The organism is Streptomyces sp. NPDC006332 (assembly GCF_040612855.1).
Lineage (GTDB): Bacteria > Actinomycetota > Actinomycetes > Streptomycetales > Streptomycetaceae > Streptomyces.
Window position 1 is genome coordinate 338207 of record NZ_JBEXRA010000001.1, and the last position, 24810, is coordinate 363016.

The following is a 24810-nucleotide window of genomic DNA, read 5'->3' on the forward strand; positions in this document are numbered from 1 at the left end:
CGGTCGGATCCGTGGGTGTCAACCGCCGTCTGTCCCGGCCGGTCCCCGACGAGGGCTGAGCCGGCCCCGCAGCCGGTCGAAGCGGAACGGGGACAGTTCCTCGGGGCGGCGGCCGGTGCGGACGAACTCGGCCAGGTGGTGGCCGGTGACCGGGCCCAGGGTGACGCCCAGCATGCCGTGTCCCGTGGCCGCGAAAACGTTGTCGTGGCCCGGGACTCGGTCGATGACCGGGAGCCCGTCCGGCAGGAAGGGCCGGCCGCCGACCCAGGGATCGCGGATCAGGCCCACCAGGTCGTCCGGGTCGTCGAACCAGGGGCCCAGGTAGTGCCGGCTGGCGAGGGCCACGGCCACCACCCGGCGCCAGTCGAGGCGGTTGTTGTTGCCGCTGAGCTCCATCGTCCCGCCGATCCGGGTGGTCGCGCCGATCGGTGAGGCGACCGCCCGGCGTTCCCCGAAGTACAGGGTGTGCCGGGGCGCCGGGGTCAGGTCGACCGAGAAGCTGTAGCCCTTGCCCGCCTGGAGCGGCAGCGGGGCGCCCAGGTCGCTCAGCAACCCGGCGGACCGCATCCCGGCCGCGACGACGACGGCCGTGCAGGCGATCTCACCCTGAGTGGTCCGCACCGCGGTGACCCGTCCGGCCGAGGACCGGAACCCGGTGACGTCCGCCTGCTCGCGGATCTTCACCCCGCTGGCGGCGAGTGACTCCCCGAGCCCTCGAGCGAACGCCTCCGGGTCCACCACGCCCTCGCCCTCGACGAGGTACGCCGCCCGCACCCCGCTCGACAGAGCGTCGTCCAGCGACCGGGCCCCATCGCCGGTGACGACGTCGTCGGGCATCGGGTAGCGGCCGTCCGCCATCTCCCGCTGCACCGCTAGGTGGTGGCGGGCCTCGGCCGCGGACAGGAAGGCGTGCACCATCCCGGGACGCGTCAGGGTCGTCTCGACGCCGGCCTCGCGCAGGCCGTCGAAGAGATCGAAGGTGGTGCGGTTCAGCTCGGCGATCGCCGCATAACCGCGCCGGAAGGTCTCCGGGGTGCTGCTGCGCCAGAACCGCCACAGCCACCGTACGAAGGCCGGGTCGGGCAGCGGACGCAGATACAGCGGCGAGTCCGGGCGCCCGAGGGAGCGCAGCGCGTAGCGGACGACACCCGGCGCGGGGACAGGAGTGGAGTGGCTGAGGCAGATCCAGCCCGCGTTGCCCCGGGACACCCCGGAGCCCAGTCCACGCCGTTCGACGATCTCGACCGGCAGCCCCGCCGCCGCCAGGTAGTACGCCGTGCACAGGCCCACGACACCGCCCCCCACGACCACGACGGGTCCGGCACCCACGACGGGTCCGGCGCCCACCGGGCCGGGCGCCGTGCTCATGACGTGGATCCGTACGCGGCGAGGAACTCCCGGGTACGGGCCCGGGCGGGGTTGTCGATGACGTCCCGCGGCCTGCCCTCCTCCACGATCCTCCCGCCGTCGACGAAGACGACGTGGTCGGACACCTCCCGGGCGAAGGGGAGTTCGTGGGTGACCAGCAGCATCGTCATGCCGTCCGCGGCGAGTTCGCGCATCACGCTCAGCACCTCCCGGGTGGCCTCCGGATCCAGCGAGGAGGTGGGTTCGTCGAAGAGCAGGACCTCGGGCCGCAGCGCCAGCGCCCTGGCGATGGCGACGCGCTGCTGTTCACCGCCGGAGAGCTGCTCGGGCTGGGCGAGGCCGCGGTGGGCCACGCCGACCCGGCGCAGCAGCGCCACGGCGCGCTCCAGCGCCTCCTGCTCCGGGATGCCCGCTCTGCGCTGGGCGAGGACGACGTTCTCCACCGCCGTGAGATGCGGGAACAGATGGAAACGCTGGAACACCATGCCGACGGTGCGGCGCAGCCGCGGCAGGTCACGGCAGACCGTCCGGCCGCCCTGGTGCACCACCTCGCCGGCCACCTCGACCGTGCCCCGGTCCGGGCGTTCCAGCAGGTTGACGCAGCGCATCAGGGTCGTCTTGCCGCCGCCGCTCTGGCCGATGACGCTCACGATGCGGCCGCGGCCGACCTCCAGGTCCACGTCGTCGAGGACCACCCGGCCGTCGAAGGACTTGCGCAGACCCTCGATGCGGACGACCGCTTCGGTGCGGGCCGGGGGTACTGCTTCCGCCGTGGTGAGGGGCTCGGTCATGCCGTCGCCTCCTTGCGTTCGAGGTCCGTGCCGATGTCCGTGCCGACGTCCGTGGCAAGGCCCGTGCCGATGTCCGCCGCGAGCAGCACGCGGGCCGCGCGCACCCTGCGTCGCCGCCACGGGGACAGGGGGACGCCCGCCCGTACCTTGCGTTCCAGCAGCAGCAGGAGCTGGGAGAGCGGATAGCACAGCGCGAAGTACAGACCGGAGATGACCAGGTACACCTCCAGGGCCCGGAACGTGGCCGAGGTGATCAGCCGCCCCTCGGACATCAGCTCGGCCGCGGAGACGGTGACCAGCAGCGAGGTGGACTTCAGCAGGTCGACCAGCATGGTGTTGGTGCCGGGCAGCGCCTGACGGACCGCCTGCGGCAGCACCACCTGGCCGAAGATGCCCGCCCGACCGAGCCCCAGTGCCTCGCCCGCCTCGGTCTGTCCGGCGTGCACCCCGCCGATCGCGGAGCGGAAGATCTCGGAGAGGTAGGCGGCGTAGAAGACGACGAGGCTCAGACAGCCGGCCGTGAACACGTCCAGCCGGATCCCGGCCGACGCCAGGCCGAAGTACGTCAGGAAGATGATGGCCAGCAGCGGGACGTTCTTGAACACCTCGGTGTAGACGGCGGCCACGGTCCGCGCGGGCCAGGCCCGGCTCAGCCGCAGCAGTGCCACCGCGAGGCCCAGCAGCACCGCGCCGACGAAGCTGACCACCGTGTACGAGACGGTACGGCCGAGCGCGTCGATCAGGTCGGGCCGGTAGTCGGACCAGGGGACCTGGAAGAGACCGGACATGTCATCCCCTCACTGACCGGAAGGTGCGACGGACGGCGGATTCCAGTCGGCGGGCCGGTCCACGCCGCGGCGGGCGGTGGCGACCTCGGCGGCGGGCTCGAGGAACTGCTGGGGGTCGCCGCCGTACTTCCTGACGAGCTTGGCCATCTCGCCGTTCTTGTACATGGCGTCGATCTGCGCGGAGATCGCCTTCTCCAGCTTCGTGTCCTGCTTGGGCAGGTAGAAGCCGGTCTGGTAGGGCTGGAAGTACTGGTAGGAGGGCTTTGCCTTGACCTGCGCGGCGGTCGGCGGCGTCAGGTACTGCGTGCTGATCTTCAGTTCCGGGCGCTGCTTCTGCGCCGCGATGATGATCAGCGGGTCGAGGAAGCCGACGTCGACGCGGCCCGCCCCGAGGTCGTCGAAGACGCCGTTGGCGTCCGGGTAGGCGTGCAGCTTGGCGCCGGGCACGTCCTGGATCGACTTGACCCAGACATAGCCCTCGACCGTGCCGAGGTTCAGGCCCTTCAGGTCGTCGACGGTCCGGTACGTCTTCCCGTCGCGCACCGCCATCGCCGGGGGCGAGTAGTAGGGCGGATCGGTGAACAGGCCCTGTTTCTGCCGGTCGGCGGACCAGGCGACCCCGCCGATGGTGATGTCCACCCGGCGTGACTGCACCCCGGCGAGCATGCCGGCGAAGTCGGTGACCTGTGGCTTGATCTCCAGGCCCAGCTTCTTGGCCGCGTAGGCGAGGATGTCGCCGTCCAGACCGACGATCTTGTTTCCCCGGACACTGGTGTAGGGCGCGTACGGCTGTACGGCGACCTTGATGACGCCGGGCGTGAGCGTGCCCAGCGAGGCGGTCTTCGCGGAGACCTTCGTCGGGGCGTCGCTGTCCGAACCGCACGCGGCGACCGTGGACAGCGACAGCAGGGCGGACAGGGCGAGTGTGAGCGAGCGCGCACGGATCATCGGCACGGGCCTTCCGTATCGGCACTGAAGGAACCCGCCGTTCACTGCGCGGTGCCCTCGGCGGGGAGGTGGTGGGGCCATACGTTATGGAGGGGTTCCGTCGCACGTCACCGTTCACTTCGTACGAAGTTGTGGCCGAAATCGTTCGATCGCCTGTACGTTGCGTCCAGTCCGGCTCGCCCGGCCCGCCTCTCGACGGGAGGAACGCTCGTGCTGAGCCCGTCACTCGCGCAGGAGATCGCCTCGGACACCTCCGCCGTCATCGGTTTCAACGTGCTGATCACCGACGCGGAGGGCCTGGTCATCGGCAGCGGTGACAGCAGCCGGGTCGGCAGCTTCCACGAGGCGTCCGTCGAGGTCATCCGTACCAAGGAGCCCGCCACCCACAACGCGTCGCAGGCCCAGGGACTGCGCGGGGTGCGCCCCGGTGTCACCCTGCCGCTGGTCAGCGACGGGCAGGCGGTGGGGACCGTCGGCATCACCGGTACGCCCGCCCAGGTGCGGCGCTTCGGTCTGCTGGTGAAGCGCCAGACGGAGATACTGCTGCGGGAGTCGGTCATGCTGCGCTCCCGGCTGCTGGCGGAACGGGCGACCGAGAAACTGCTCGCCGACATCGCCTCGTACGATCCCCAGGTCGTCGAGGGGGACTTCCTGGCGTACCGGGCCGCCGAACTCGGCGTCGACCTGCGGCTGCGACGGGTCGCGGTGGTGTTCGAGGTGGCCGTGCCCCACGCGGCCGTCCGCCGGCCGGGCACCCCCGCCCGGGACGTGGCACTGGTCCGCTCGGAACTGCTGCGCACCGTCCGCGACGTCTTCGCCGACTCCCAGGACATCGTGGCCGGTACCGCTCCCGGCTGGATCGGCGTCCTGCACCGGCTGCCCGCCCGGCGTTCCACGGCCGCCCTGGTCGCCGACTGCCGACGGGTCGTCGACGTCATCGCGGCGCAGGACGGTCTGGCCGCCCGCGCCGGGATCGGTGAGCCTGCCACCTCGGTGGGCGGTCTGCACGACTCGTACCAGGACGCGTGTGACGCCCTGCGCCTCGGTGCCCGGCTGACCGGCGCCTCCCCGGTCCACCTCGTCACCGATCTGCGGGTCCACCAGGTCCTGGCGGGGGTGAACCAGTCGGCCCGCAACCGTCTGATCGAGCTCACCACGGCGAAGCTGCGGGCCCAGCCGGACTGGCCGGCGCTCCGCGACACCGTCATCGCCTGGTGCGAGAGCGGCTTCAACCTGGTCCGGGCCTCAGCGGCCCTGCACATCCACCGCAACACCGTGGTCTACCGCATGCACAAGATCGAGCAGCTCACCGGCCGCCCCCTGCGCGAACACCGGACCACCATGGCCCTCTACCTCGCCTGTCTGGCGGATCAACTGGGCGCGGGTGCCGCGGCCGGCCCCCCGGGGCTCGCGCACAGGTCCTCCGGCGGGCGGAACGAGGGATCGGCGGGCGACTCCCCGGTCACCTGAGCGCGTACCGTCTCCAACTGCCGCAGCAGCGAGGTGAGATGTTCCTCGGCGGGGTCGCGGAAGAACTCCAGGACCGCGCGGTGGAAGGCGTCCCGCAGCTCCGGCGGCATGACGTCGGAGGCGTCGAAGCACAGGGCGTGGGCGTCCGAGGTGAGCAACGTGTCGATCTTCTGCTCGATCGGGTTCGCGGGCTCGGGCCCGGTGCGGGTCGGGAACAGCGGACGCGCCTCCGGGGCCGCCTGCCTGCGCCACAGGGCCCGCCCGGTCGGACCCGACAGCCGTTCCACCAGCTCCTGGGCCGCCGGGTCGGTGCTGAAGACCGCGGCCATGTCGCCGGCCACCTCGTAGGTGTCGCGGTTCGCGGCCCGGCCGCCGAGGAAACCGGCCGACGGCTCCACCCGGACGTCGTCGCCCGCGTACACGTACCGGATGAAGGCGCTCTGGTGCTCGTAGGTGCAGTGGAAACCGGAGTTCAGCAGGCCGCGCGAGCCGTTCGGGCCGGGGACGCCCTCGTACGAGGTGATGAGGGACCGTTCGATCGACTTGGCACCGCGCTTGCCGAGCAGCCGGGCCCAGGTCGTCCAGGCCCGCCGGACGGCCGGGTCCTGCCAGCTGAGCCTGCTGGTGGCCCACTTCGTGTAGAGCGTCGGGCCCGCCTGGTGGAGCAGGATGTCCTCGATCCAGTCGGTGCCGGGCCAGCCCGAGGTGGCCTGCGAGGCGAGGCCCACGCACCAGACCGGGTCCGCGTCCGAGGCGTCCGGCCGGCTCCACACCAGGCTCTTCAGGTCGACCTTCAGCGGCACCCAGTAGGTTCCGGGTCTGCCGTCCACGCGCAAGGTCGGGGCCCACGGCGGGTACGCGCGCCCGGCCATCTGCTCGGGCAGGGGGCTCAGCAGGCCGCGGCGGGCGTACTCGGTGAGTTCGCCGATGCTGTTGAGGATCGCCACGTCCGGCGGGTCGTCGGCCGCCAGCTGGGAGACCAGCGTCTCGCGCAGCGAATTGGTGCCCTCGTAGGTGTACGTCCGTCCCGTCCCGTCGTCGAGCCGCTTCAGGGCCGCCTCGAAGGCATCGCCCTCGATGCCGGTCCACGGGCCCAGGACGACGAGGGGAACGGGGGCCTTCGAGGCGCAGCCCGGCACGAGGGCAACGGTGAGCAGGCAGAGGGCGGCGAGCAGGGCGCGCTGGACGCGGTTCGGCAGGGCCCTCATACGGCGGCTCCCGGGCGGGCCACCACGAGGTACTCGCGGCGGTACGTGTGCAGGGTGCCGCCGACGAGGGCGGCCACCGCCAGGCCGGCCGGGAACACGAACGGGCCCACCCCGTCCAGGAAGGCGAACCGTCCGTCGGCGAGGGAGTCGTCCATCCGGTCGGCCAGGACCTCGACGGCACGCGGGTCGGGGCTGGCGAAGGGGCGCTCCTCGGCGACCGCCTCCGTGTCGGGCGAGGTCCGCTCGGCGAGCGTGCCCGCCACGGGGAGGACGTCGTGCTGCGCCCGCTGGGCGAGCAGCGCGTCGGCGGCCAGGAGTGGCAGGGCGAGCAGGGGCAGGGCGGCGATGGCCAGCGGCACGCTCAGCCGGATCCGGAAGCGGTGGCGCAGGAAGTCCAGGGTCCGCCAGATCCCGACGGCGAACAGGGCGAGGGCGAGTACGCCGACCACGGCGGCGGCGAGCACCCGCCCGCCCCAGAGGGCCCGGCCCGTGAGCCGGTCGCGCAGTGCCCGCTCCAGACCGGACACCCGGTCCACGATCGAGGTCGCGGTCGACCCCGTCGTGGGGGCGCACGACGGATAGCGGTCACCGGCCGCGGTGACGAGCCGGGACGAGCAGAGCATGCTGCGCGCGTAGGCCAGCGTGGTCTCCCGCAGCACCGGGTCCTCGGCATGCTCCTGGGCCTGGCCGATGTAGCCCGTGTAACCCACCAGCAGCGCGGACACCACCCGCAGCTCCTGTTCCTCGGCCACGGTCAGGGCTCCGCTGCTGATGACCTGGTTCAGGCTCTGCGTGGCCCGCGTCACCCGGGTCCGGTACCGCTCGCCGAGCCCGCCGATCCCCGCGGCCCGGCCCCCGCCGATGTTCTCCTCCGCGGCGCCCTGCGCGATGAACAGCGAGGTCCTGGCGTCGGCGAGGCCGACCAGCGCGGGCGCCGCCCGGTCCCGCACGAACGCCGAGTCGTCGCGCACCTGCGTGTGGGCCCAGCCGAACGCGCCGAATCCCACGACGGCCAGCAGCGGCAGCGTGACGAGCCGGTCCCGCAGGAACACCCGGTTGCGGGCACCGTCCGCCGTCGGCCACAGACAGCGCCGGACGCGACGGCCGCCGCGGACGGCCACCGCCCAGACCGCCCGGTACCCGCGGGGCAGCCGTGCGGGCAGCCAGGCGGTGTCAACACCCGCGCGAGGCACGCTCACTCGCCGTCCTCCCCGATGCTCTTCGTGGTCGCTGCGGACGACGGCGGGCGGGTGACCGTACGCAGCCAGTCGCCGACCCGCTTTCCCAGCCACGGGCTGTCCCGGTGGTGCCGGAAGGCGAGCGGACGTACCGCGTAGGCGCGGTCCAGCAAGGCCTCCGCGACGGCCGCGTCCTCGGGGACCGCGGACCGGGCGGCCTGCCGGGCGAGGGCGAGGTAGAGACGGGACAGGTCCCGGCGCAGACCGGCGTCGTCGGACGGCAGAGAGAGCCGTACGTCGGCACCGGCCGCGAGCGCCACCAGGCCCGGCGCGTCGAGGACGCCCCGGGTGAGCGCGCCCCGTACCGCCTCCCACACCTCCGCCGTCATCCGGACCCTGGCCTCCTCGTCCGTCAGCCCGTGCGCGTGGAAGAGCCGGGCCAGCCGGGCCAGCACCTCCTGGAGCCGCTCGGCCACCTCGTCGGGATGTCCGGCGGTCCGTACGTGTTCCACTCCGACGCGTACGGCGGCGGTCCGCGCGGCGGTCCGGTGCCGCGAGTGCTGCGGCACCGCGTCCAGCGCCTGCACCGCGTCGTCCCGGGCCCGCTCGCCGCCGAGCGCGAGGCGGGCCCGCACCGCGCCGAACGTCGCGCTGCCCAGCGAGGGGTTGCGCAGCCGCACCGCCTCGTAGAAGGTCAGCGCCTCGCTGGGCCGGCCGAGGCGTTCGGCGCAGTGGCCGAGCGCGAGCTTGGGCGCATACTCGCCCGGGATCGCCGCGTACACCCGGTCGAAGTGCCACCAGGCGGCGTCCACCTGGTCCCGGCCGAGCGCGAGCAGCCCCCGGTGCCAGTCGAGCCGCCAGTCGTACGGGGCGTGCTCGGGCCCGATCAGCGCCTCGGCGGCCCTCAGTTCACGCTCGGCGTCCTCACACGCGCCGCCGGGGACCCGCAGGTGTACGCGGCAGCGCAACAGGTGGACCTCCGGGGACTCCCGCCAGTCCGCGGTGTGCTGGAGCAGCGCCTCCGGCGCCGCGTCCGCGAGTCTGCTCAGCTCGGCATGGTGGTCGTCGTCCGGGTCGGGCCGCGGGACGGGCAGCCGCTGCGCGACCACGGCGGGCGGCGGCGGCGCGTACGCGGCGGGGCCGTCCGGTACGGGGGTGCCCGGCGCGGCCCAGCGGGCCAGCGGGGGAGCGGACCCGAGCTCACCGTCGAGGGCGTAGGGCGACTGGAGGAACAGCGGCGACGGTTCGAAGGTCTCCGTCCCGGTGCGCAGGGAGCGTAACTCCCGGAACACGCCCCGCAGTTGCTGTTCCATCTCGTGCGCGGTGGCGAACCGTTCGTCGGAGTCGTCGCGGGTCGCCCGGTGCAGTACCCGGGCGAGTGAGAGGAGGCCGAGCCCCTTGGGCGCGGGTGCCGTCATCCCGTGCGCCTCCGGGACCGTGCCCGACGCGTCCAGCTCGGTGAGCATGTCCAGGGAACCCAGCTCCGCGAGGTGCTGCGGCGACTGCCCGAGCCCGCTGAGCCGACGCAGGGTCTCGCCCAGGCTGAACAGGTCGTCCTGACCGGTGGATTCACCGTCCGGGCGGACCGTCGGGGCGCGGAAGCCCTCCGTGGTGAGGCCGCGCGAACCGACCGCACGGACACTCCCCACGTCGACGATCTTCGTCGTGGTGCCGTCGTGCATGACGTTGTCCGGCTTCAGGTCGCCGTAGACCTTGCCGACCCGGTCGCTGTGCAGATAGTCCAGCGCGGCGAGGATGCGCACCCCGTAGGCGAGCACGAACTCGTGGAAGCGGCTGCCGCCGAACTCGGCCGGGTCGGTCAGGGCCCGGACCCGCACCTCCTCCAGCGTCAGCCCGTCCACGTACTGCAGGACGAGGAAGTCACCGATCTCGGGATGGTGCCCGTAGTTGAAGACCCGGATGATGTCGTCGTGGCTGAGGTCGACCAGCGCCCGCCGCTCCCGGACCAGGGCGGCCGCCGCCCGCTCCGGGTGCAGGATCTTGATGGCGACCTCGCGGTTGTCGACCTTGGTGTCGAGCGCCAGGTGGACCTCGCCCATCCCGCCGTAGCCGAGTTTGCGGATCAGCCGGTACTGCCCGGCCAGCAGCTCGCCGGCCGGCAGCGGCAGGCCGTCCGGGTCGGCATCGGGCCGGGACGCCGCGCGGTTCACCAGCGTGATGGTCGGCAGCAGGCTGGGGTCGGGGCTCTCCTCGGGAAGCTCCACCCGCGCGGCCCGCGCGAAGGGCCGGGGCGCGACGATCATTGGCCCGAACGATCCGCTGGAGCGCGGTGGTTCACCGAACACACCCGTACACGAAGCCCCCTCCATACGTCCTCAGGGTAGCCGCGCGAGCCAGGAATGGCTCCGGTGTCGCGTGAGGAGGTGGTGGATCGGAGTCGCACCCGGGGCGGCCCCGGCCCCGTGAATCAATGAATCATGAAACTGTTGACTTTAGGCTGACCGATCCAGAGTATGTGCGGGATGACCCATGCCGAGCACGTGCCCCTGAGTGCCGCTCTCCCCGTCGACCTGGACGAGACAGCCCACCGTTGCCTCGTCGCCGGGTTCGAGGGGACCACGGTGGTCCCCGACACGCTGAAGCGGCTCGTCGACCGCGGTCTCGGCGGGGTCATCCTGTTCACCCGGAACGTGCGGGACGCCGAGCAGGTGCGACGCCTCACCGACACCCTGCGGGCCATGCGACCCGACCTGCTGGTGGGCATCGACAACGAGGGCGGCGGCATCGGCCACCTGGTCGCCGCCGACGCCCCCGACGTCCCCGGCAACTTCGCCCTCGGCGTCGTCGACGATCCCGGGCTCACCGCCCGCTGCGCCGACGCGCTCGCCGGTCATCTGGCCGCGCTCGGCATCACCGCGTCCTACGCCCCCGTCGCCGACGTCCAGCTGCAGCCGGACAACCCGATCGTGCGCACCCGGGCCTTCGGCACCGACCCCGAACTGGTCTCCCGCCATCTGCGCGCCTGGATCGAGGCCACCGAGGCACGCGGCGTCGCCTCCTGCGCCAAGCACTTCCCCGGGCACGGCGGCACCCTCACCGACAGCCACCACGACGTGGCCGTCGACCCGCGCCCGTACGACGAACTCGACCTCGCCCCCTTCCGGGCGGCCGTCGCCGCGGGCGTGCCGATGCTGATGAGCGCCCATGTGGTGTTCCCGGAGCTGGACGCCAACCGTCCGGCCACCCTCAGCCGCCGCATCCTGGGCGACCTGCTGCGCGTCGACCTCGGCTTCGAGGGCGTGCTGGTCAGCGACGCCCTGGAGATGAAGGCGATCGCCGACCGCTACGGCGAGGCGGCCGGCGCCCGGATCGCGCTCGCCGCGGGAGCTGACCAGGTGATCGTGGCCGTCCCGGACCTGGAGGTCACACTGTCCTGCCGGGACGAGGTGCTGGGCGCGCTGCGCTCCGGGCTGCTGCCCGAGGAGCGCGTGCTGGAGGCGGCGGGGCGGGTACGGCGGCTCGCCGAGCGGTACGCGACCCCGGCGGGCGCGGTCGCCGCGTGGGATCCGGAGGCCGGGCTGGAGGCCGCGCGCCGTGCCGTTCGCGGCCAGGACGGCTTCGGGCGGGACGGCTTCGGGCAGGTGCGGGGCGCCCATGTCGTCGACCTGTTCCCGCCGCCGCATCCGGCGCTCAACTGGGGCGGCGAGGACCTGCTCAGCGAAGTGCGGGCCGTCGACCCCACCGCCACCGGCACCGCCGTCACCGGCGAGGCCGCGGACCCCTCCTCCCTCGCCGACGGCATAGCCCGCGTGGCAGCGGGCGCTCCTCTGGTCGTCGCCACCTGCGACGCCGACCTGCACCCCTGGCAACGTCACCTGCGGGCCGCCCTGTTGACCCGACGGCCGGACGCGGTACAGGTGGCCACCGGGCTCCCGGACGGCGAGGCCCTGTGCTCGTACGGCAGGGGCCGGGCGAACCTGCGGGCGGCGGCGGAGGTTCTGACGGGCGTCGGTGTGGTCGGTCAGGTGCGCGGGCAGGGCGGCTGAGCGGGCCGTCCCGGTCTGCCGCGGACGCACGGGGAGACCGGGTGCGCGAACGCCCACGCACCCGGCGGGCCGGGCCTCATGCCCGGACTCAGGGCAGCCGTACGACCTCCGTGATCCCGCGCGTCGCCAGGTATCCGGGGTCGTCGGCCAGCGGCGCCAGGACCACCGCCGGGCGGGCCCCCTCCGTGCGCAGGCGCATCCACGCCTCGAAGTACGCGCCGCCCGGACCGGACACCGAACGGGTGGACGGGGTGCAGTCCAGGACCAGGGCGGTCTCCCGTGGCCGGGGTGCGGGCGGCGCGGCGCGCAGGTCGGCGACGGTGGCGGCGAGGGCCCGGGCGATCGGCTTGGCGCGTCCCGCCGAGTCGAAAAGGCCCAGCGTGTACTCGAGTTCCGGGTAGTCGGCCAGGGCGCGGTCCACGTCGTGGGAGCACCACCAGGTCACACCCCACAGGTCCGCGCATTCGGCCGCGTTGCGCACGGTCGCCTCCGCGAACCCGGGCGCGTCGGCGGCCGGGACGTGCGGTTCGGGCGCACCCGTCTCCTGGACCCACACGGGCCGGGCGGGGTCGTCGGCGTACGCCTTCGCCAGTTCGGTGCCGTACTCGGCGAGGTGGAGCACCTGCGGGGAGCGGGGGCCGTAGCGGCGGGCGCAGTCGCCGGAGAACACCCACGGGTGCACCGTGGTCAGATCGCCCTTGCGGGCCGAGGCCTCGGGGGTGAAGGGGTGGTCGTCGCCGTACCAGGCGGCGTCGTACGCGGAGTGCGTGGCCAGTTGGCCGGGGCGCAGGCCCTCGCGGGCGGCGGCCAGCAGGGTGTCGAGATAGTGGTCGACCTCCTCGGCCGTCGCCGGGTTGTGCTCGATCATGTTGTTGAGCTCGTTGCCGAGTTGGAGCCCGAGGAGGTTGGGGCGGTCGGCCAAGGCGTGACCGAGGGTGCGCAGCAGCTCGGCCTGCGCCGCCACCGCCTCCGGGTCGGTGAACACGTTGCGGTGGTGCCAGGAGCGGGTCCACTCCGGGTAGAAGTCGAAGCTCGACAGATGGCCCTGGACGCCGTCCACCAGGACGTCCAGACCGGCCTCGGCCGCCAGGTCGACCAGGAGCGCCAGCTGGTCCACGGCGGCGGGACGCACCAGCGTGCGGTTGGGCTGGAGCAGCGGCCAGAGGTGGAAGACCCGGACGTGGTCGAGGCCGAGCCCGGCTATCTGCTCCAGGTCCTCGCGCGCGTGCGCGGCGTCGAAGTCGTGCCAGGAGTGGAACCAACCGCGGCGGGGCGTGTAGTTGACGCCGAAGCGGAGCGTATGGATGGGATCCTCCTCGGGTCCGGGTTCGTCGAATCGGGCTTGTCGGGTTTGCGTGTATCCAGTTCGGGCTTGTCCTGCGCGAATGTATCAACCACCATAGTCATCGATGGGCAATGATTTGAACCAGACGTTGGGCGAGGAACTCGTCGTGGGTCTCGACGCGGGCGGCACCCGCACGCGGGTCGTGCTCGCCGCCGCCGAGGCCGACGGGCGCTTCCTCGGCGAGGGCGCGGCCGGGCCGGGCAACGCGCTGACCGTGCCGGTGCCGCGGCTCACCGACCACCTCGCCGAAGCCGTCGCCGAAGCGGTGCCCCCGCGGCTGCGGGGCAGCGTCGTCTCGGTGGTCGGCGGTTTCGCGGGTGCCACGGCCGCGTCCCCCGACGACCCCGGGCACGTCAACGCCCGGGCGGCCCTCACCACGGCGCTGGGACGGCTGGGTGTCCCGGCCGGCCCGGTCGGCATCTGCAGCGACATCGAGGCGGCGTTCGCCGCCGCGCCCGGCACCCCGGCCGACGGACTCGCGCTGGTGGCCGGCACCGGCGCGGTCGCCATGCGCATCACCGGCCGGCACGGCACGGCCACCGTGGACGGCGACGGCTGGCTGCTCGGCGACGACGGCAGCGGTTTCTGGATCGGACGGGCCGCGGTACGGGCCGCGTTGCGCACGGCGGACGGACGGGGGCAGGCGACGGTGCTGGCGGAGACGGTGGGGCGGGTGCTGGGGCTCCCGGACGAGGTGCTGCCGGACCAGGTGCTGCCGGACCAGGTGCTGCCGGGCGAGGTGCTGCCGAACGGCCCGTGGACCCGCGCCGACCGCGAGGCCTACCGCATGCACCTGCTCCCCGCCGTGATGGCCGAGCCCCCGATCCGGCTCGCCAGGTTCGCCCCGCTGGTGGCCGAGGCGGCCGCCGCGAACGACGCCGTGGCCCAGGCCGTACTGGACGAGGCGGCCGACCACCTGACCGACACCGTGCGGGCGCTGGAACCGGACCCCGGTGAGCGCATCGTCGCCACCGGCGGCCTCCTCGGCCCCGGCGGCCCGCTCACCCCCCGTCTGACCGCACGCCTGCGGGCGCTCGGTCTGACCCTCGACTGGGTCGCCGACGGCTCCCGGGGTGCGGTGGCCCTCGCCCGGCTCGCTCACGGCGGTGCCCGATGAACGCGACGAACGGTTCCGGTGAACCCACCATGCTCTACCGCGACCCCGCCGCCCCCCTCGACGCCCGCGTCCGCGACCTGCTCTCCCGGATGACCCTGCGCGAGAAGGCCGGTCAGCTCAACCAGCGGATGTACGGCTGGGACGCCTACCGCCGCACCCCCGAGGGCCACTTCGAGCTCACCGAGGCCCTGCACGCCGAGACCGAGCGCTTCGCCGGCCTGGGCGCGCTGTACGGACTCCAGCGCGCCGACGCCTGGTCCGGCGTCGACCACGACAACGGTCCGGGCAAGGAGGACGGCGCCGCGCTCGCCGACCTGGTGCAGCGACACGTGGTCGAACACAGCAGGCTCGGCATTCCCGCCCTGTTCGTGGAGGAGGTGCCGCACGGACACATGGCCCTCGACGGCACCGTGCTGCCCGTCAACCTGACCGTGGGCGCCGGCTGGGACCCCGACCTGTACGAGCGTGCCGCCGCCCACGCCGCCGCCGAACTGCGCGCCCGCGGCGGCCATGTGGCCCTGGTGTCCGCCCTGGACATCGCCCGCGACCCGCGCTGGGGCCGCACCGAGGAGTGCTTCGGCGAGGACCCCCACCTGGCGGCCCGGCTCACCGAGGCGCTGGTCCGTGGCATGCAGGGGGAACACGCGGAGCGGTTCGCCGCCGACAAGGCCCCCGTCGTCCTCAAGCACTTCGCGGCGCAGGGGGCCACGGTGGGCGGTCGCAACTCCGCCGAGTCCGAGGTCGGGCCCCGTGAACTGCACGAGATCCACCTGCCCGCCGCCCGGGCCGGCGTGCGCGCCGGGGCGGCCGCCGTGATGGCCGCCTACAACGAGGTCGACGGAATGCCCTGCTGCGGCAACCGGGCCCTGCTCACCGGGCTGTTGCGGGACAACTGGGGCTTCGAGGGGCTCGTCATGGCGGACGGCCTCGCCGTGGACCGCCTGGCCCGCGTCACCGGCGACAAGGTGTCCGCGGGCGCCCTCGCGCTCGACGCCGGTGTCGATCTGAGCCTGTGGGACGAGAGCTTCACCCACCTGGAGGAGGCGGTCGAGCGGGGGCTGGTGGACGAGGGCGTTCTGGACGCGGCCGTCTCCCGGGTGCTCCGCCTCAAGTTCCGTCTGGGCCTGTTCGAACAGACCGGCACGACCACGTCCTTCCCGGCCGGGGGACGAGAGGTGAGCACCGCCCTCGCGCGGGCCGCGATCACCTTGCTCCGCGACGACGCCGGCACGCTGCCCATAAAGGCGAGCGTCTCCCGTATCGCCGTCCTGGGGCCGCAGTCCGCCACGTTCGCCCACCAGTCGGGTGACTACACCGCCCCGCAACACCCCGGCGCGGGCGAGAGTGTGCTCGACGGGCTACGGCGACTCGCCCCGCCCGGCGTCGACATCCGGCACGCCCACGGCTGCGCGCTCACCGGCGGCGACCTCTCCGGCATCCCCGAGGCGGTCGCCGCGGCCGCCGCCTCCGACCTGGCCGTTCTCGTGCTGGGCGGCAGCAGCGCCCGCACCCCGGGCACCGAGTTCGACGCCAACGGGGCGGCCCGGGCCACTGTGTCCGAGATGACCTGCGGCGAGGGCGCCGACCTCGCCGGGCTGCGGCTCGGCGACGCCCAGTACGCGCTCATGGACGCGGTCGCCGCGACCGGCACGCCGACCGCGGTCGTGCTGATCCAGGGCCGCCCGCACGTCGTACCCGACACGGACGCGGCGCTGCTCACCGCCTGGTACCCCGGGCCGTGGGGCGGCGAGGCGATCGCCGAGGTGCTGCTGGGCCTCGCGGAGCCGGCCGGCCGGCTCCCCGTCTCCGTCCCGCGCTCGGTGGCCCAACTCCCCGTCTACTACAACCACAAGGATGTCGAGTACGGCGCCTACGTGGACGAGAGCGCCGAGCCGCGCTACTCCTTCGGCCACGGACTGTCGTACACCAGCTTCGGGTACGGCCCGCCGCGGCTGTCGGGGCACACGGTCGAGGTCGAGGTCACCAACACCGGGAAGCGGTACGGACGTACGGTCGTCCAGGTCTATCTGAGACGCCTGATCACGTCCGTCTGGCCGCGCGCCCTCGAACTGTGCGCGTTCGAGGGCGTCGGCCTCGCGCCGGGCGAGCGCCGTACGGTCACCATGACCGTCGGGGAAGACCGATGGGACCGGACCGACACCGTCGAGTTGCGCGTCGCGGAGTCGGCCCGGGCCGCGCTGGACGCCGTGCCCGTCGTACTGGACCTCAGAGCTTGACGGCCCCCGCCGAGACGCCCTTGTAGAACCACCGCTGCGTGATCACGAACAGCACCAGCACCGGGATCACGGAGATCACCGACCCGGCCATGACCATCCGCTGGTCGTAGCCGAACGACGAACTCTGCAACCGGGACAGGCCCAGCGTGAGCGTCATGTGGCCCTCCGAGCGCAGCACGATCAGCGGCCAGAGGAAGTCGTCCCAGGCGCTGATGAAGGTGTTGATGACGACCACCATGATGGCGCCCCACGCGGACGGCAGGTACAGGTACCGGAAGCGCTGCCACTCGTTCGCGCCGTCGAGCATGGCCGAGTCCTCGATCTCGCGCGGCACCGCCAGGAACGCGCCGCGCATCAGCAGGACGTTGATGGCGCCGACGAACCCGGGCAGCCACACGCCCGCCAGGCTGTCGACCAGCCCCAGGTCACGAATGCTCAGGAACAGCGACACCATGATCGACTCGAAGGGGAACATCATCGACGCGACCAGCACCACCCAGACCGCCTTGCGGCCCTTCCAGCCGGGCTTGGAGAGCATGTAGCCGGCCGTGGTGGAGAACACCAGCTGGCTGGTGATCGACAGGACGACCACGATCAGGCTGTTCCTGATGTACGTGGCCACCGGCACCTGATCGAAGACGGTCCGGTAGGCCCGCAGGGTCGGGTGGTGCGGCAGCAGGGTGGCGTTCGCCCCGAACACGTCCTCGCTGGTGCTCTTCAGCGAGGCCAGCAACTGCCAGACCAGCGGCCCGACGGTGATGCCGAGCACCAGGAACAGCAGCAGGTAGCGCACGACCAGCTCGCGCGGGCGGCCGTAGTCCCGCCAACGGGGCATCAGGCGGCGGCGCTTGGGCACGGCGGCGGTGGTCATGCGTCGTCCTCCTTCGTCAGGCGCTGCGCCAGCAGGGTCAGCCCCAGCGTCAGCAGGAACAAGGCCACGCTGACCGCCGAGCCGTAACCGGCGTTGCCGGTGATCGGGTCCAGGCCGACGTCCCGGATGTAGAACGGCAGGGTGCGGTCGGCGCCGCCGGGGCCGCCGGTGGAGCTGCCGAGCATGTAGATCTCCGTGAACACCCGCAGTGAGCCGATGCCGGTGAGCGTGCCGACGAGCATCATGGCCTGCCGCACGCCCGGCACGGTGATGTGCCAGAAGCGGCGGACGGGTCCGGCACCGTCCATCTGCGCCGCCTCGTGCAACTCCTGGGGCACGTTCCCGAGCGCGGCCAGGTAGAAGACCATGTACCAGCCGAGGCCCTTCCACAGGGTCAGGCCCATCGCGGAGAGGAGGATCAGCCAGGAGTCCGACAGGAACGGGATGGCCGACCTGATCAAGTGGGCTTTCTGCAGCCAGGTGTTGACCAGTCCGTCGTCCGCCAGGAGCCACTGCCAGCTCAGACCCACGACCACGCTGGAGGCGAGGACGGGGGTGTAGAACGCGGAGCGGAAGAAGCCGATGCCGGGCAGGTTCTTCTCCACCAGCACGGCCAGCGTCAGCGGCAGCAGCACCATCAGCGGGACGACGACCACGGCGTACAGGATGCTGTTGCGGGTCGCCAGCCAGAAGTCCGAGTCACCCAGCATCCGGGTGTAGTTGTCCAGCCCGACGAAGCTCGCTACGCCGCCGAGCGGCTTGGCGTTCGTGAACGACAACAGCAGGGTGTTGAGGAACGGGAACACCCCGAAGACCACCGCGCACACGATCGCCGGCAGGGTCCACAGCCACGGCAGCCACCAACGGCGGTACAGCGCCGCGCCGTTGGCGCCCGCAGCGGGGCCGGGCAGCACCGCTCGGCCGAGGCGTCGGATACGGGACGGGGCCGCGCCCGGCACGGAGGAGTTGCGCTCCGTACCGGGCACGGGCACCGGCTTCGCGGTCTCGGTCGCCACCCTCAGCCCGCCTGCTTCAGCAGCTCATCGGCCTTCGCCTGGGCGTCCTTGACGGCCTGCGCGGGGCTCTTCTTGCCCTGCATGGCCAGCTGAACCTGTCCCACGATCGCGTTCTGCACGGCCGGGGAGAGGTTGGTCTGGTTGGTGTCGGCCGTCTTGAGCTGGTCGGCGACGAGCTTGCGGGCCTGGGAGAAGGGGTCGCTGCCGGTCACGTTCTGGAAGAACGGGTCGCTGAGGGAGGCGGTGGTCGTCGGGAAGATGACGACCTTCGGGTCCTTGCACCAGGCCGTCTGGTTCTCGGCGTTCGTGAGGTACTCGGCGAACGCCAGCGCCACCGGAGCGTGCTTGCTGGTCGCGGCGACCGATATGTACTGCGGGGCGCCGGCGGAGGCGCGGCCGAGCGCGTCGTAGGGCTGCTGGCCCACGGCCGTCTTGTCGTAGACCGACGGGCTGTTCTGCTGCACGAAGCGCACGAAGCTCGGGTTGGTCGAGCCGTACGCCACCTTGCCCTGGCTGTACAGCGTGGACGGGTCGTTGCTGGAGGACAGCGAGTCCTTCGGCATCGCGCCCTCCTTGTACAGCTTCGCCATCCACGCCACCCACTGCGTGGTCCTCGGGTCGTCGGCGAACACCGCGGACTTGCCGTCGGCGGAGAGCATCTTGATGTTCATCTGGTCGAAGTCCGACGGGATGCGCCAGATCGGGTTGGCCATCGTCGCGTAGAACTTGCCCTTGCCGGCCTTGGCGACCTTCTCGTAGTCGGCGAACAGCCCGAAGAGGGTCGTCGGCGGCTCGGCGGGGTCGACCCCGGCCTTCTTCAGCAGGTCCTTGTTGTACGTCAGCAGGACGCCGCCGGTGTACCAGGGGAGCGTGGTGTGGATCGCCTTCCCGGAGGCGTCCTTGAAGGTGGCGGACTTCCAGAAGGACGGGACGAAGGGCTTCGCGACGTCCGGGTCCTTCACGCTCAGGTCGAGCAGGTAGCCCGCCTTGGTGAGGGTGGTCGCGGTGGGGGCGTTGACGTTGATGACGTCCGGCATCGTGCAGGCCTGGGCGTCGGCGACGGTGCGCTGGGTGAAGGTGTTGTCGCCGGGATCGTCGATCCACTTGACCTTGGCGCCGGGGTGGGCCTTCTCGAAGGACTTGATCACTCCGTTGAAGAAGTCCCCGAAGTCTTTCTTCAGATTGGTCGTCTGGAAGGTGATCTGTCCCTTGACGTCGCCGGTGAGCTTCCCCGACCCGACGTTCCCCTTGTCCACCTTGCAGCCACCGGCGGTGGCGTCACCGTTGTCCGAACCGCCGGACAGGCCACAGCCGGCGGCGGCCAGGGACAGGGCGGCGATACAGGTCAGGGTGCGGGTGAGTCTTCTTGCGCGCATGTGGTGGGCCCTCCTGCGACCGGGCGAGTCAGGTGATGTGGCTGGTTCAATGAACCAACTTCGACTCTGGTTGATGAAAAGGTGGACCAGAATTCATCGGAGGTCAATGGTTTCCGTGTTGCTTTTCGGTTCCGTGGGAGTGTTCCGTGGGAGTTCAGTGCCGGTGCTCGTGGTCCGGATGGGACGGATCGCCCGGGTGCTCGTGCCCGTGCGCGTACACCACACCCGTGCGCGCCCGGTCCAGCCAGTCGAAGAAGGCCCGCCGGCCCGCCGCCCGCCGCAGCTCTTGCTCGACCCCCTCGCGGACCTCCGGGTAGGGCAGGAAGTCCGCCTCGGCCGCCCCGTCGAAGGGATCGACTCCGCGCCGGAGCGCCTGGGCCGTCAGGAAGCGGTCCCGGTTGCGGTCGTAGTAGTCCCGTACCGCCGCCTCGGGCACGTCCTGCTCGGCCTCCAGCGCGGCCAGCAGCAGCCGCGCCGCCGGGGAGTGGGCGAGCGCCGCCGCGACGATGCTGCCCAGGTCGGCCACGTCGGCCTCGGCCACCGCGAGCACCCGCGCCGGCGACACCTCCGCCGGGGGTGCGAGCCCCCGGTCCGCGCAGGCGCGGCGGGCGAGTTCGTCGGTGACCACGACCTGGGTGGCCCAGCGCCGACGCTGCCGTTCGGAGCGGGCCAGGGCCTCGGGACGGGTCTCGCGGTCCCGGGGCGGGACCGCCCGCAGCAGGGCGTCCACACGGTCCCTGCCGATCGCGTCGCCGTCCACCGACGCGGCGTGCCCGGTGGGAGAATTCACGGCGTCACCTCCAGCGTGACCGCCTCCGTGTAGGCGACGGACCCGTGCCAGGCGACCTTCGCCAGCAGCCAGTACGCCCCCGGCGGCACCGCCGACCCGTCCACCTCGATCACGCACTCCAGTTCCTGCCCGCCGTCCACCGTGAACCCCTGACAGCCCGGCTGGACCCCCGCCCAGGTGCCCCACGACGACAGGGCCCACAACTGCCCGCTCACCGGCCCCCGGGTGGGGTTGCGCACGGTCACCGGCACCCGGGCGCGCTCACCACGACGCACGGTGACCCGCTCCACGCCCAGCCGGGACACCAGCGTCGGCCCGGTGTGCCCGCCGGGCACGTCCAGCGCCACGACGTCCTCGTACGTCTGCCCGCCGTACGACAGCCGGGCCGCCAGCCAGTGCCGGCCCGGCGCGGCGTCCGGCGGCGGGGTCACCGTGACCTCGGCGAGGGTGAACCCGCCCGGGCCCAGCGCGTACGGCAGTTCGGCGGGCTCGGCCGACCAGCCCGGCGGCACCTCGAAGGCCACCGTGCCCCGGGCCGGAGCGTCCGTCAGCTCCGAGCTCACCCTGACGGTCGCGGTGACGGGACCGGAGGCGGTCAGCGCGGCGGGGGAGACGTAGACGGCCACCGGCAGGTTGCCGCGGGGCGCCGGACCGGAGTTGTGCAGCCAGTACCGGGTGTGGACGGGCTGCGCGGGCTCATGGGCCGCGACCCCGGGGCCCGGGGACGGTTCGGTGTCCACCGCGGGCGCGGCGAGGACCGTCGCCACCTCGAAGCCGGTCAGGGCGACGTCCAACGCGCCCTCCCGGTCCGGCGCCAGCGGCTCACCGGACCGCTCCAGTACGTCCGCCCGGGCGCCGTCCAGCCAGCGCGCCGGTCCCCGCAGCCGCGCCAGCACCGGCCGTCCGTTCACCTCGTGCATCCGGACGGCGACCTGGCCGTGCGGTTCGGCGGGGGCCACGCTGCCCCGGGCGAGCGGGGAACCGGCCGGCTTGACGGCGTCGAGGAGGACCTCGCGGGCCGGCTCCAGCGTGAGCAGGGAGACGGCCCTGGGCAGCACGGAGGCCGCCTGCGTGTCCCGTCGCCGGGCGGTGAGCGGATGGTTGAACTCGTGTCCCCGGGCGGGCAGTCGCTGCTCCCGCCAGTCGCCCTCGCCCGCCACGACGGCGTACTCGAAGGTGTGGGACCAGCGCTGGAGCTGGAAGGCGGAGCCGTCGGGAGCGGTGCGGTGCGGCGGGTCGACCCAGATGCCGGACGGCCAGCCGGTGCAGGACCGCATCAGGGAGAGGTAGAGGTCGCCGGACGCGGTGACCACGCAGCCGGGCGTGCCCCGGTTGAGGACGGCGAAGCCGCGCCCGTCCCAGGCGTCGCCCGGCGGCAGCGCCTCGCCGCCGCCCGCCGCGGTGGCCGTGACGCTGAAGTCGTCCAGGTCGGCGATCAGCGCGTCGACCGCCTTGGCGTCGTCCTCGGGCCGGTCCCCCGCCACCACGAGCAGCGGCAGCCGCTCCAGGTCGCGCAGGTCGGCCCCCGGCACCCACTCCTCGCGCAGCGAGGCGCGCGGCGCGACCCAGACGGACGCCACGCCCCGCTCGGCCAGTTGCCGTGCGAGTTCGCGTCCGGCGGCCGGATCCCAGCCGAGGGCCTCCTCGACCACCGGGTTGCGGTCGGGGCCGCCGACGGCGATCCGGATGTCGGGGAGGTTGGAGTCGACCTCCAGGTCGCCGTAGCGGGGGCCGCCCGCGAGGGTCGAGGTCGCGGTGACACCGGCGCGCACGAGGGCGGCGGCGAGCGGGGTACCGAGGTCACCGGCGGCGTCCCAGTCCGCGTACACCAGCTCCGCGACACCGATCGAACGGTGACCGAGGAACGTACCGGAGTCGTCGTGGACCGCGACCCGGGCCGTGGAGCCCAGCCCGAACCAGGTGTTGGCCGGGTTGTCCAGCGTCCACGGGAACTGCTCGCTGTCCACCTCGACGAACCCGAACCCGCGCCCGATCACGGCGTCCGCCACCTCGTGCACCGGCAGTCCGCCGCGTACGTCGGAGGGCCAGCGGACCCGGATCAGCCGGTCGGCGCCGTCGTAGCCGTCGAGGGTTGTGCTGACGTCGAGGCGGTCGACGCCCGTCCACAGCGTCAGCCGCTGGGTGTACCGGAACAGGCCGAGGTCGGCGCGGACGGTGATTCGGGACCCGGCCGGGGAGTGCTCGACGCGGACCTCGGCGCTCACGTCCCGGCTGCGGGCGGCGGTCGTGCCGGTGGGCGTGAGGTGCCAGGGCCCCTCACCGAAGCGCGGGTGGCGCGGGTACTCCTCCTGGACGACGAGTTCGTTGCCGATGTCGCCGGGGCACAGCAGTTCCCGGCCGCCCTCCTCGCCGAGCGCCCGCAGACCGCTGACGGCGCCGCCGCGTCCGGGGTCGACCGTCACCTCGTAGAACTCGTTGCGGATGGTCGTTCCCTCGCCGGGCGTCCACTCGGGCACCGACCCCTCGGTCAGGGGGAGGGCCTTGAGGCCCATGCCCGGGACCGCCGGTACGACGACCCGGATCGTGCCGTCGTCCTCGCGCACGGCGGGCAGCGGCCGGGAGGCGTCGTCCAGGGGGACCAGGCCCGGGTCCTCGACGGTGAGGACGTCCCGGCGCTGCCAGGTCGCGGAGTTGAAGACCACCAGGTCGGGGCCGCTGCCCGGGGCGACCTTGGCGGCCAGGGCCCGGGTCGCGTCGGCGTGCACCGTCTCGGCGAGGTCGTACAGCTCCCGCCAGCCGGTGAGCAGGTCGATGTAGACCTGGTCGGACTCGGAGCCGGTGATGGCGTCGTGGTGGGCGCCGTAGACCAGTTGCCGCCACGCCTTGTCGAGGGCCGCGTCGGGATAGGGGTGGCCGGTGACCAGCGAGGCGAGCGTCGCCCAGGCCTCCGCGTCGGCGAGCAGGGCCTCGCCGTGCCGCTGGGCCTGCTTGGTGTCGATGTAGGAGACGTCCTTGCCGGTGTAGACCGGGTTCATGTCCCGGGTCTGCGGGGAGGCACGGCGCCCTTCCGCCTTGAGTTCCGCGCGGACCGCGGCGAAGAAGTCCCGCGGGATGCCGCTGACGAACCGGGGCCAGACGTACCGCTCGTTCCAGTCGCGGTGGATGCCCATGACCCAGCGGCACGGCGGCGCGTAGTCCCCGCCGACCGGCAGCAGCACGTTGCGGGTGAGCGCGACCTTCTTGAGTCCGCGGAACAGTTTGAGGGCGGCCGCCTCCGCCTGAGGGAGGGTCGGCGCGTTGTCGATCGCCCAGCCGGCGCCGTAGTGGTTGACCATGTACGCGGTCAGCAGCCCGCGTCCCGAGGGGGCGATCCACTCGAACTCGGCCGGGAACTGCATCCGCCGCGGGTCCCTCGGCTCCTCGCCGAACACGGACAGCGTCGGACCCCACTGGTGGAACGGCCCGCGCGCCCACGAGCTGGAGGTGACCCCGGCGTCCGCCATCAGCCCGGGGAACTGCGGATCGTGCCCGAAGGCGTCCAGCTGCCAGGCGGTCTCGGGGGACGCCCCGATGATCCCGCGCTGGAAGCCGTCGCCGTACAGCGCGTTGCGTACGGTGGCCTCGGCGCCGGTGAGGTTGGTGTTGGGCTCGTTGTAGGTGCCGCCCATGATCTCGACCCGCCCGGTGCGGATCAGCTCGCGCAGGAACGCGCGCTCCTCCGGGAAGGCGTCCCAGTACGGCTTGAGGTAGTCGACCTCCGCGAGCACGAAGGTGTACGCCGGATCGCGCCGCGCCAGGTCGCAGTGGGCCCGCACCAGACTCATCCCGGACTGGCCGCGCGAGTCGAAGGTGCGGGCGGGCAGGCCGGTGCTCGCGGGGTCGTCGGCGACGTCCCAGGTCTCCGTGTAGGCGGCCTGGGTGTTCCACCAGACGGGGTCGTAGTGGAAGTGGCTGACCATGAACATCGTCCAGCCGGGCTCTTCCGCTGTGAACAGGCCCGTGAGGTGGGCGAGTTCGTCCCCGTCGGCGGCGGTGACCGTGATCTCGCGACGCTCGCCGACGGCCAGCTCGGTCAGCACCGGTACCTCGGCGCGCACGGTGCCGTCGTCGGCCGTCGTGGCGTCCAGCGTGCCGTGCACGCCGGGGCCATCGACGGTGAGCCGGACGGTGCGGCCGGGGGCGTGGCTCACCTCGACGGCCACCACCTGGCGCGGCTGCTCGGTGGTTCCGACGAAGAGCTCGGTCGACTCGACACAGGACACGCGCATGGGGCTCCTACGAGGATGCTCGGGGGAGCCTCATCGTGGCACCGGATCGATGATTCAAACAACCATGTTCG

At 72.8% G+C, this 24810-nt stretch carries 17 protein-coding genes; 4 read left to right on the forward strand and 13 right to left on the reverse strand.

The annotated features are described in order from the left end of the window. Positions 1 to 18: 18 nt before the first annotated feature. Genes ABZ027_RS01385 through ABZ027_RS01400 form a run of 4 tightly spaced genes read right to left on the reverse strand, consistent with a single transcriptional unit; the run spans position 19 to position 3895 of the window. Positions 19 to 1368, reverse strand: coding sequence for an FAD-dependent oxidoreductase (locus ABZ027_RS01385; protein WP_356763105.1), 1350 nt, complete (start codon positions 1366 to 1368; stop codon positions 19 to 21). Then, a complete protein-coding gene (locus tag ABZ027_RS01390) occupies positions 1365 to 2159 on the reverse strand; it encodes an amino acid ABC transporter ATP-binding protein (protein ID WP_356763107.1) in 795 nt (264 codons plus the stop codon). Before ABZ027_RS01390 ends, ABZ027_RS01385 begins: the two co-directional genes overlap by 4 nt. Next, the gene (locus tag ABZ027_RS01395; protein ID WP_356763109.1) at positions 2156 to 2947 is read right to left on the reverse strand and encodes an amino acid ABC transporter permease; all 792 of its coding nucleotides are present in this window, start codon (positions 2945 to 2947) and stop codon (positions 2156 to 2158) included. Before ABZ027_RS01395 ends, ABZ027_RS01390 begins: the two co-directional genes overlap by 4 nt. A 9-nt stretch (positions 2948 to 2956) precedes the next feature. Next, on the reverse strand, positions 2957 to 3895 hold the full coding sequence (locus ABZ027_RS01400; protein ID WP_356763441.1) for a transporter substrate-binding domain-containing protein: 939 nt from the start codon (positions 3893 to 3895) through the stop codon (positions 2957 to 2959). A 210-nt stretch (positions 3896 to 4105) separates the two neighbouring features. Here ABZ027_RS01400 and ABZ027_RS01405 point away from each other — a divergent pair, with 210 nt between their 5' ends. Further along, positions 4106 to 5365, forward strand: a complete 1260-nt coding sequence (locus ABZ027_RS01405; protein ID WP_356763111.1) for a sugar diacid recognition domain-containing protein — start codon at positions 4106 to 4108, stop codon at positions 5363 to 5365. On the opposite strand, the gene ABZ027_RS01410 is transcribed toward ABZ027_RS01405, so the two are convergent. From ABZ027_RS01410 to ABZ027_RS01420, 3 genes are read right to left on the reverse strand one after another with little or no spacing between them, the layout of a single operon-like run. Continuing rightward, positions 5266 to 6573 carry an extracellular solute-binding protein gene (locus ABZ027_RS01410; protein ID WP_356763113.1) on the reverse strand — a complete coding sequence of 436 codons (1308 nt, stop codon included), beginning with the start codon at positions 6571 to 6573 and terminating at the stop codon, positions 5266 to 5268. The two genes, ABZ027_RS01405 and ABZ027_RS01410, sit on opposite strands and share 100 nt — an antisense overlap. After that, positions 6570 to 7772: a hypothetical protein gene (locus tag ABZ027_RS01415; protein WP_356763115.1), complete on the reverse strand. Its 1203-nt coding sequence runs from the start codon at positions 7770 to 7772 to the stop codon at positions 6570 to 6572. The genes ABZ027_RS01410 and ABZ027_RS01415 overlap by 4 nt, the downstream gene beginning before the upstream one ends. Beyond that, positions 7769 to 10015 (reverse strand): tetratricopeptide repeat protein, encoded by a 2247-nt coding sequence (locus ABZ027_RS01420; RefSeq protein WP_356763117.1) that lies wholly within the window; start codon positions 10013 to 10015, stop codon positions 7769 to 7771. Before ABZ027_RS01420 ends, ABZ027_RS01415 begins: the two co-directional genes overlap by 4 nt. Positions 10016 to 10234: 219 nt before the next feature. Here ABZ027_RS01420 and ABZ027_RS01425 point away from each other — a divergent pair, with 219 nt between their 5' ends. Further along, a complete protein-coding gene (locus ABZ027_RS01425) occupies positions 10235 to 11758 on the forward strand; it encodes a glycoside hydrolase family 3 N-terminal domain-containing protein (protein WP_356763119.1) in 1524 nt (507 codons plus the stop codon). A gap of 88 nt (positions 11759 to 11846) precedes the next feature. Here the strand turns inward: ABZ027_RS01425 and ABZ027_RS01430 are convergent, their stop codons facing one another. Next, complete coding sequence (locus ABZ027_RS01430; protein ID WP_356763443.1) at positions 11847 to 13064, reverse strand: glycosyl hydrolase; 1218 nt, start codon at positions 13062 to 13064, stop codon at positions 11847 to 11849. Positions 13065 to 13167: 103 nt separating this feature from the next. Here ABZ027_RS01430 and ABZ027_RS01435 point away from each other — a divergent pair, with 103 nt between their 5' ends. Together ABZ027_RS01435 and ABZ027_RS01440 are read left to right on the forward strand one after the other, a co-directional pair. Beyond that, positions 13168 to 14220 carry a BadF/BadG/BcrA/BcrD ATPase family protein gene (locus ABZ027_RS01435; protein WP_356763121.1) on the forward strand — a complete coding sequence of 351 codons (1053 nt, stop codon included), beginning with the start codon at positions 13168 to 13170 and terminating at the stop codon, positions 14218 to 14220. Continuing rightward, entirely contained in the window at positions 14217 to 16457 is a 2241-nt protein-coding gene (locus tag ABZ027_RS01440; RefSeq protein ID WP_356763123.1) for a glycoside hydrolase family 3 N-terminal domain-containing protein, read from the forward strand. Before ABZ027_RS01435 ends, ABZ027_RS01440 begins: the two co-directional genes overlap by 4 nt. On the opposite strand, the gene ABZ027_RS01445 is transcribed toward ABZ027_RS01440, so the two are convergent. The 5 genes from ABZ027_RS01445 to ABZ027_RS01465 all read right to left on the reverse strand — a co-directional run bounded on the left by ABZ027_RS01445 (position 16447) and on the right by ABZ027_RS01465 (position 24739). Next, positions 16447 to 17328: a carbohydrate ABC transporter permease gene (locus tag ABZ027_RS01445; RefSeq protein ID WP_356763126.1), complete on the reverse strand. Its 882-nt coding sequence runs from the start codon at positions 17326 to 17328 to the stop codon at positions 16447 to 16449. The genes ABZ027_RS01440 and ABZ027_RS01445 overlap by 11 nt on opposite strands. Next, entirely contained in the window at positions 17325 to 18320 is a 996-nt protein-coding gene (locus ABZ027_RS01450; protein WP_356763445.1) for a sugar ABC transporter permease, read from the reverse strand. The genes ABZ027_RS01445 and ABZ027_RS01450 overlap by 4 nt, the downstream gene beginning before the upstream one ends. Positions 18321 to 18346: 26 nt before the next feature. Next, a complete protein-coding gene (locus ABZ027_RS01455) occupies positions 18347 to 19720 on the reverse strand; it encodes a sugar ABC transporter substrate-binding protein (protein ID WP_356763128.1) in 1374 nt (457 codons plus the stop codon). Between the two features lie 154 nt (positions 19721 to 19874). After that, on the reverse strand, positions 19875 to 20510 hold the full coding sequence (locus tag ABZ027_RS01460) for a peptidyl-prolyl cis-trans isomerase (RefSeq protein ID WP_356763130.1): 636 nt from the start codon (positions 20508 to 20510) through the stop codon (positions 19875 to 19877). Continuing rightward, the gene (locus ABZ027_RS01465; protein ID WP_356763132.1) at positions 20507 to 24739 is read right to left on the reverse strand and encodes an NEW3 domain-containing protein; all 4233 of its coding nucleotides are present in this window, start codon (positions 24737 to 24739) and stop codon (positions 20507 to 20509) included. The genes ABZ027_RS01460 and ABZ027_RS01465 overlap by 4 nt, the downstream gene beginning before the upstream one ends. Positions 24740 to 24810: the final 71 nt, after the last annotated feature.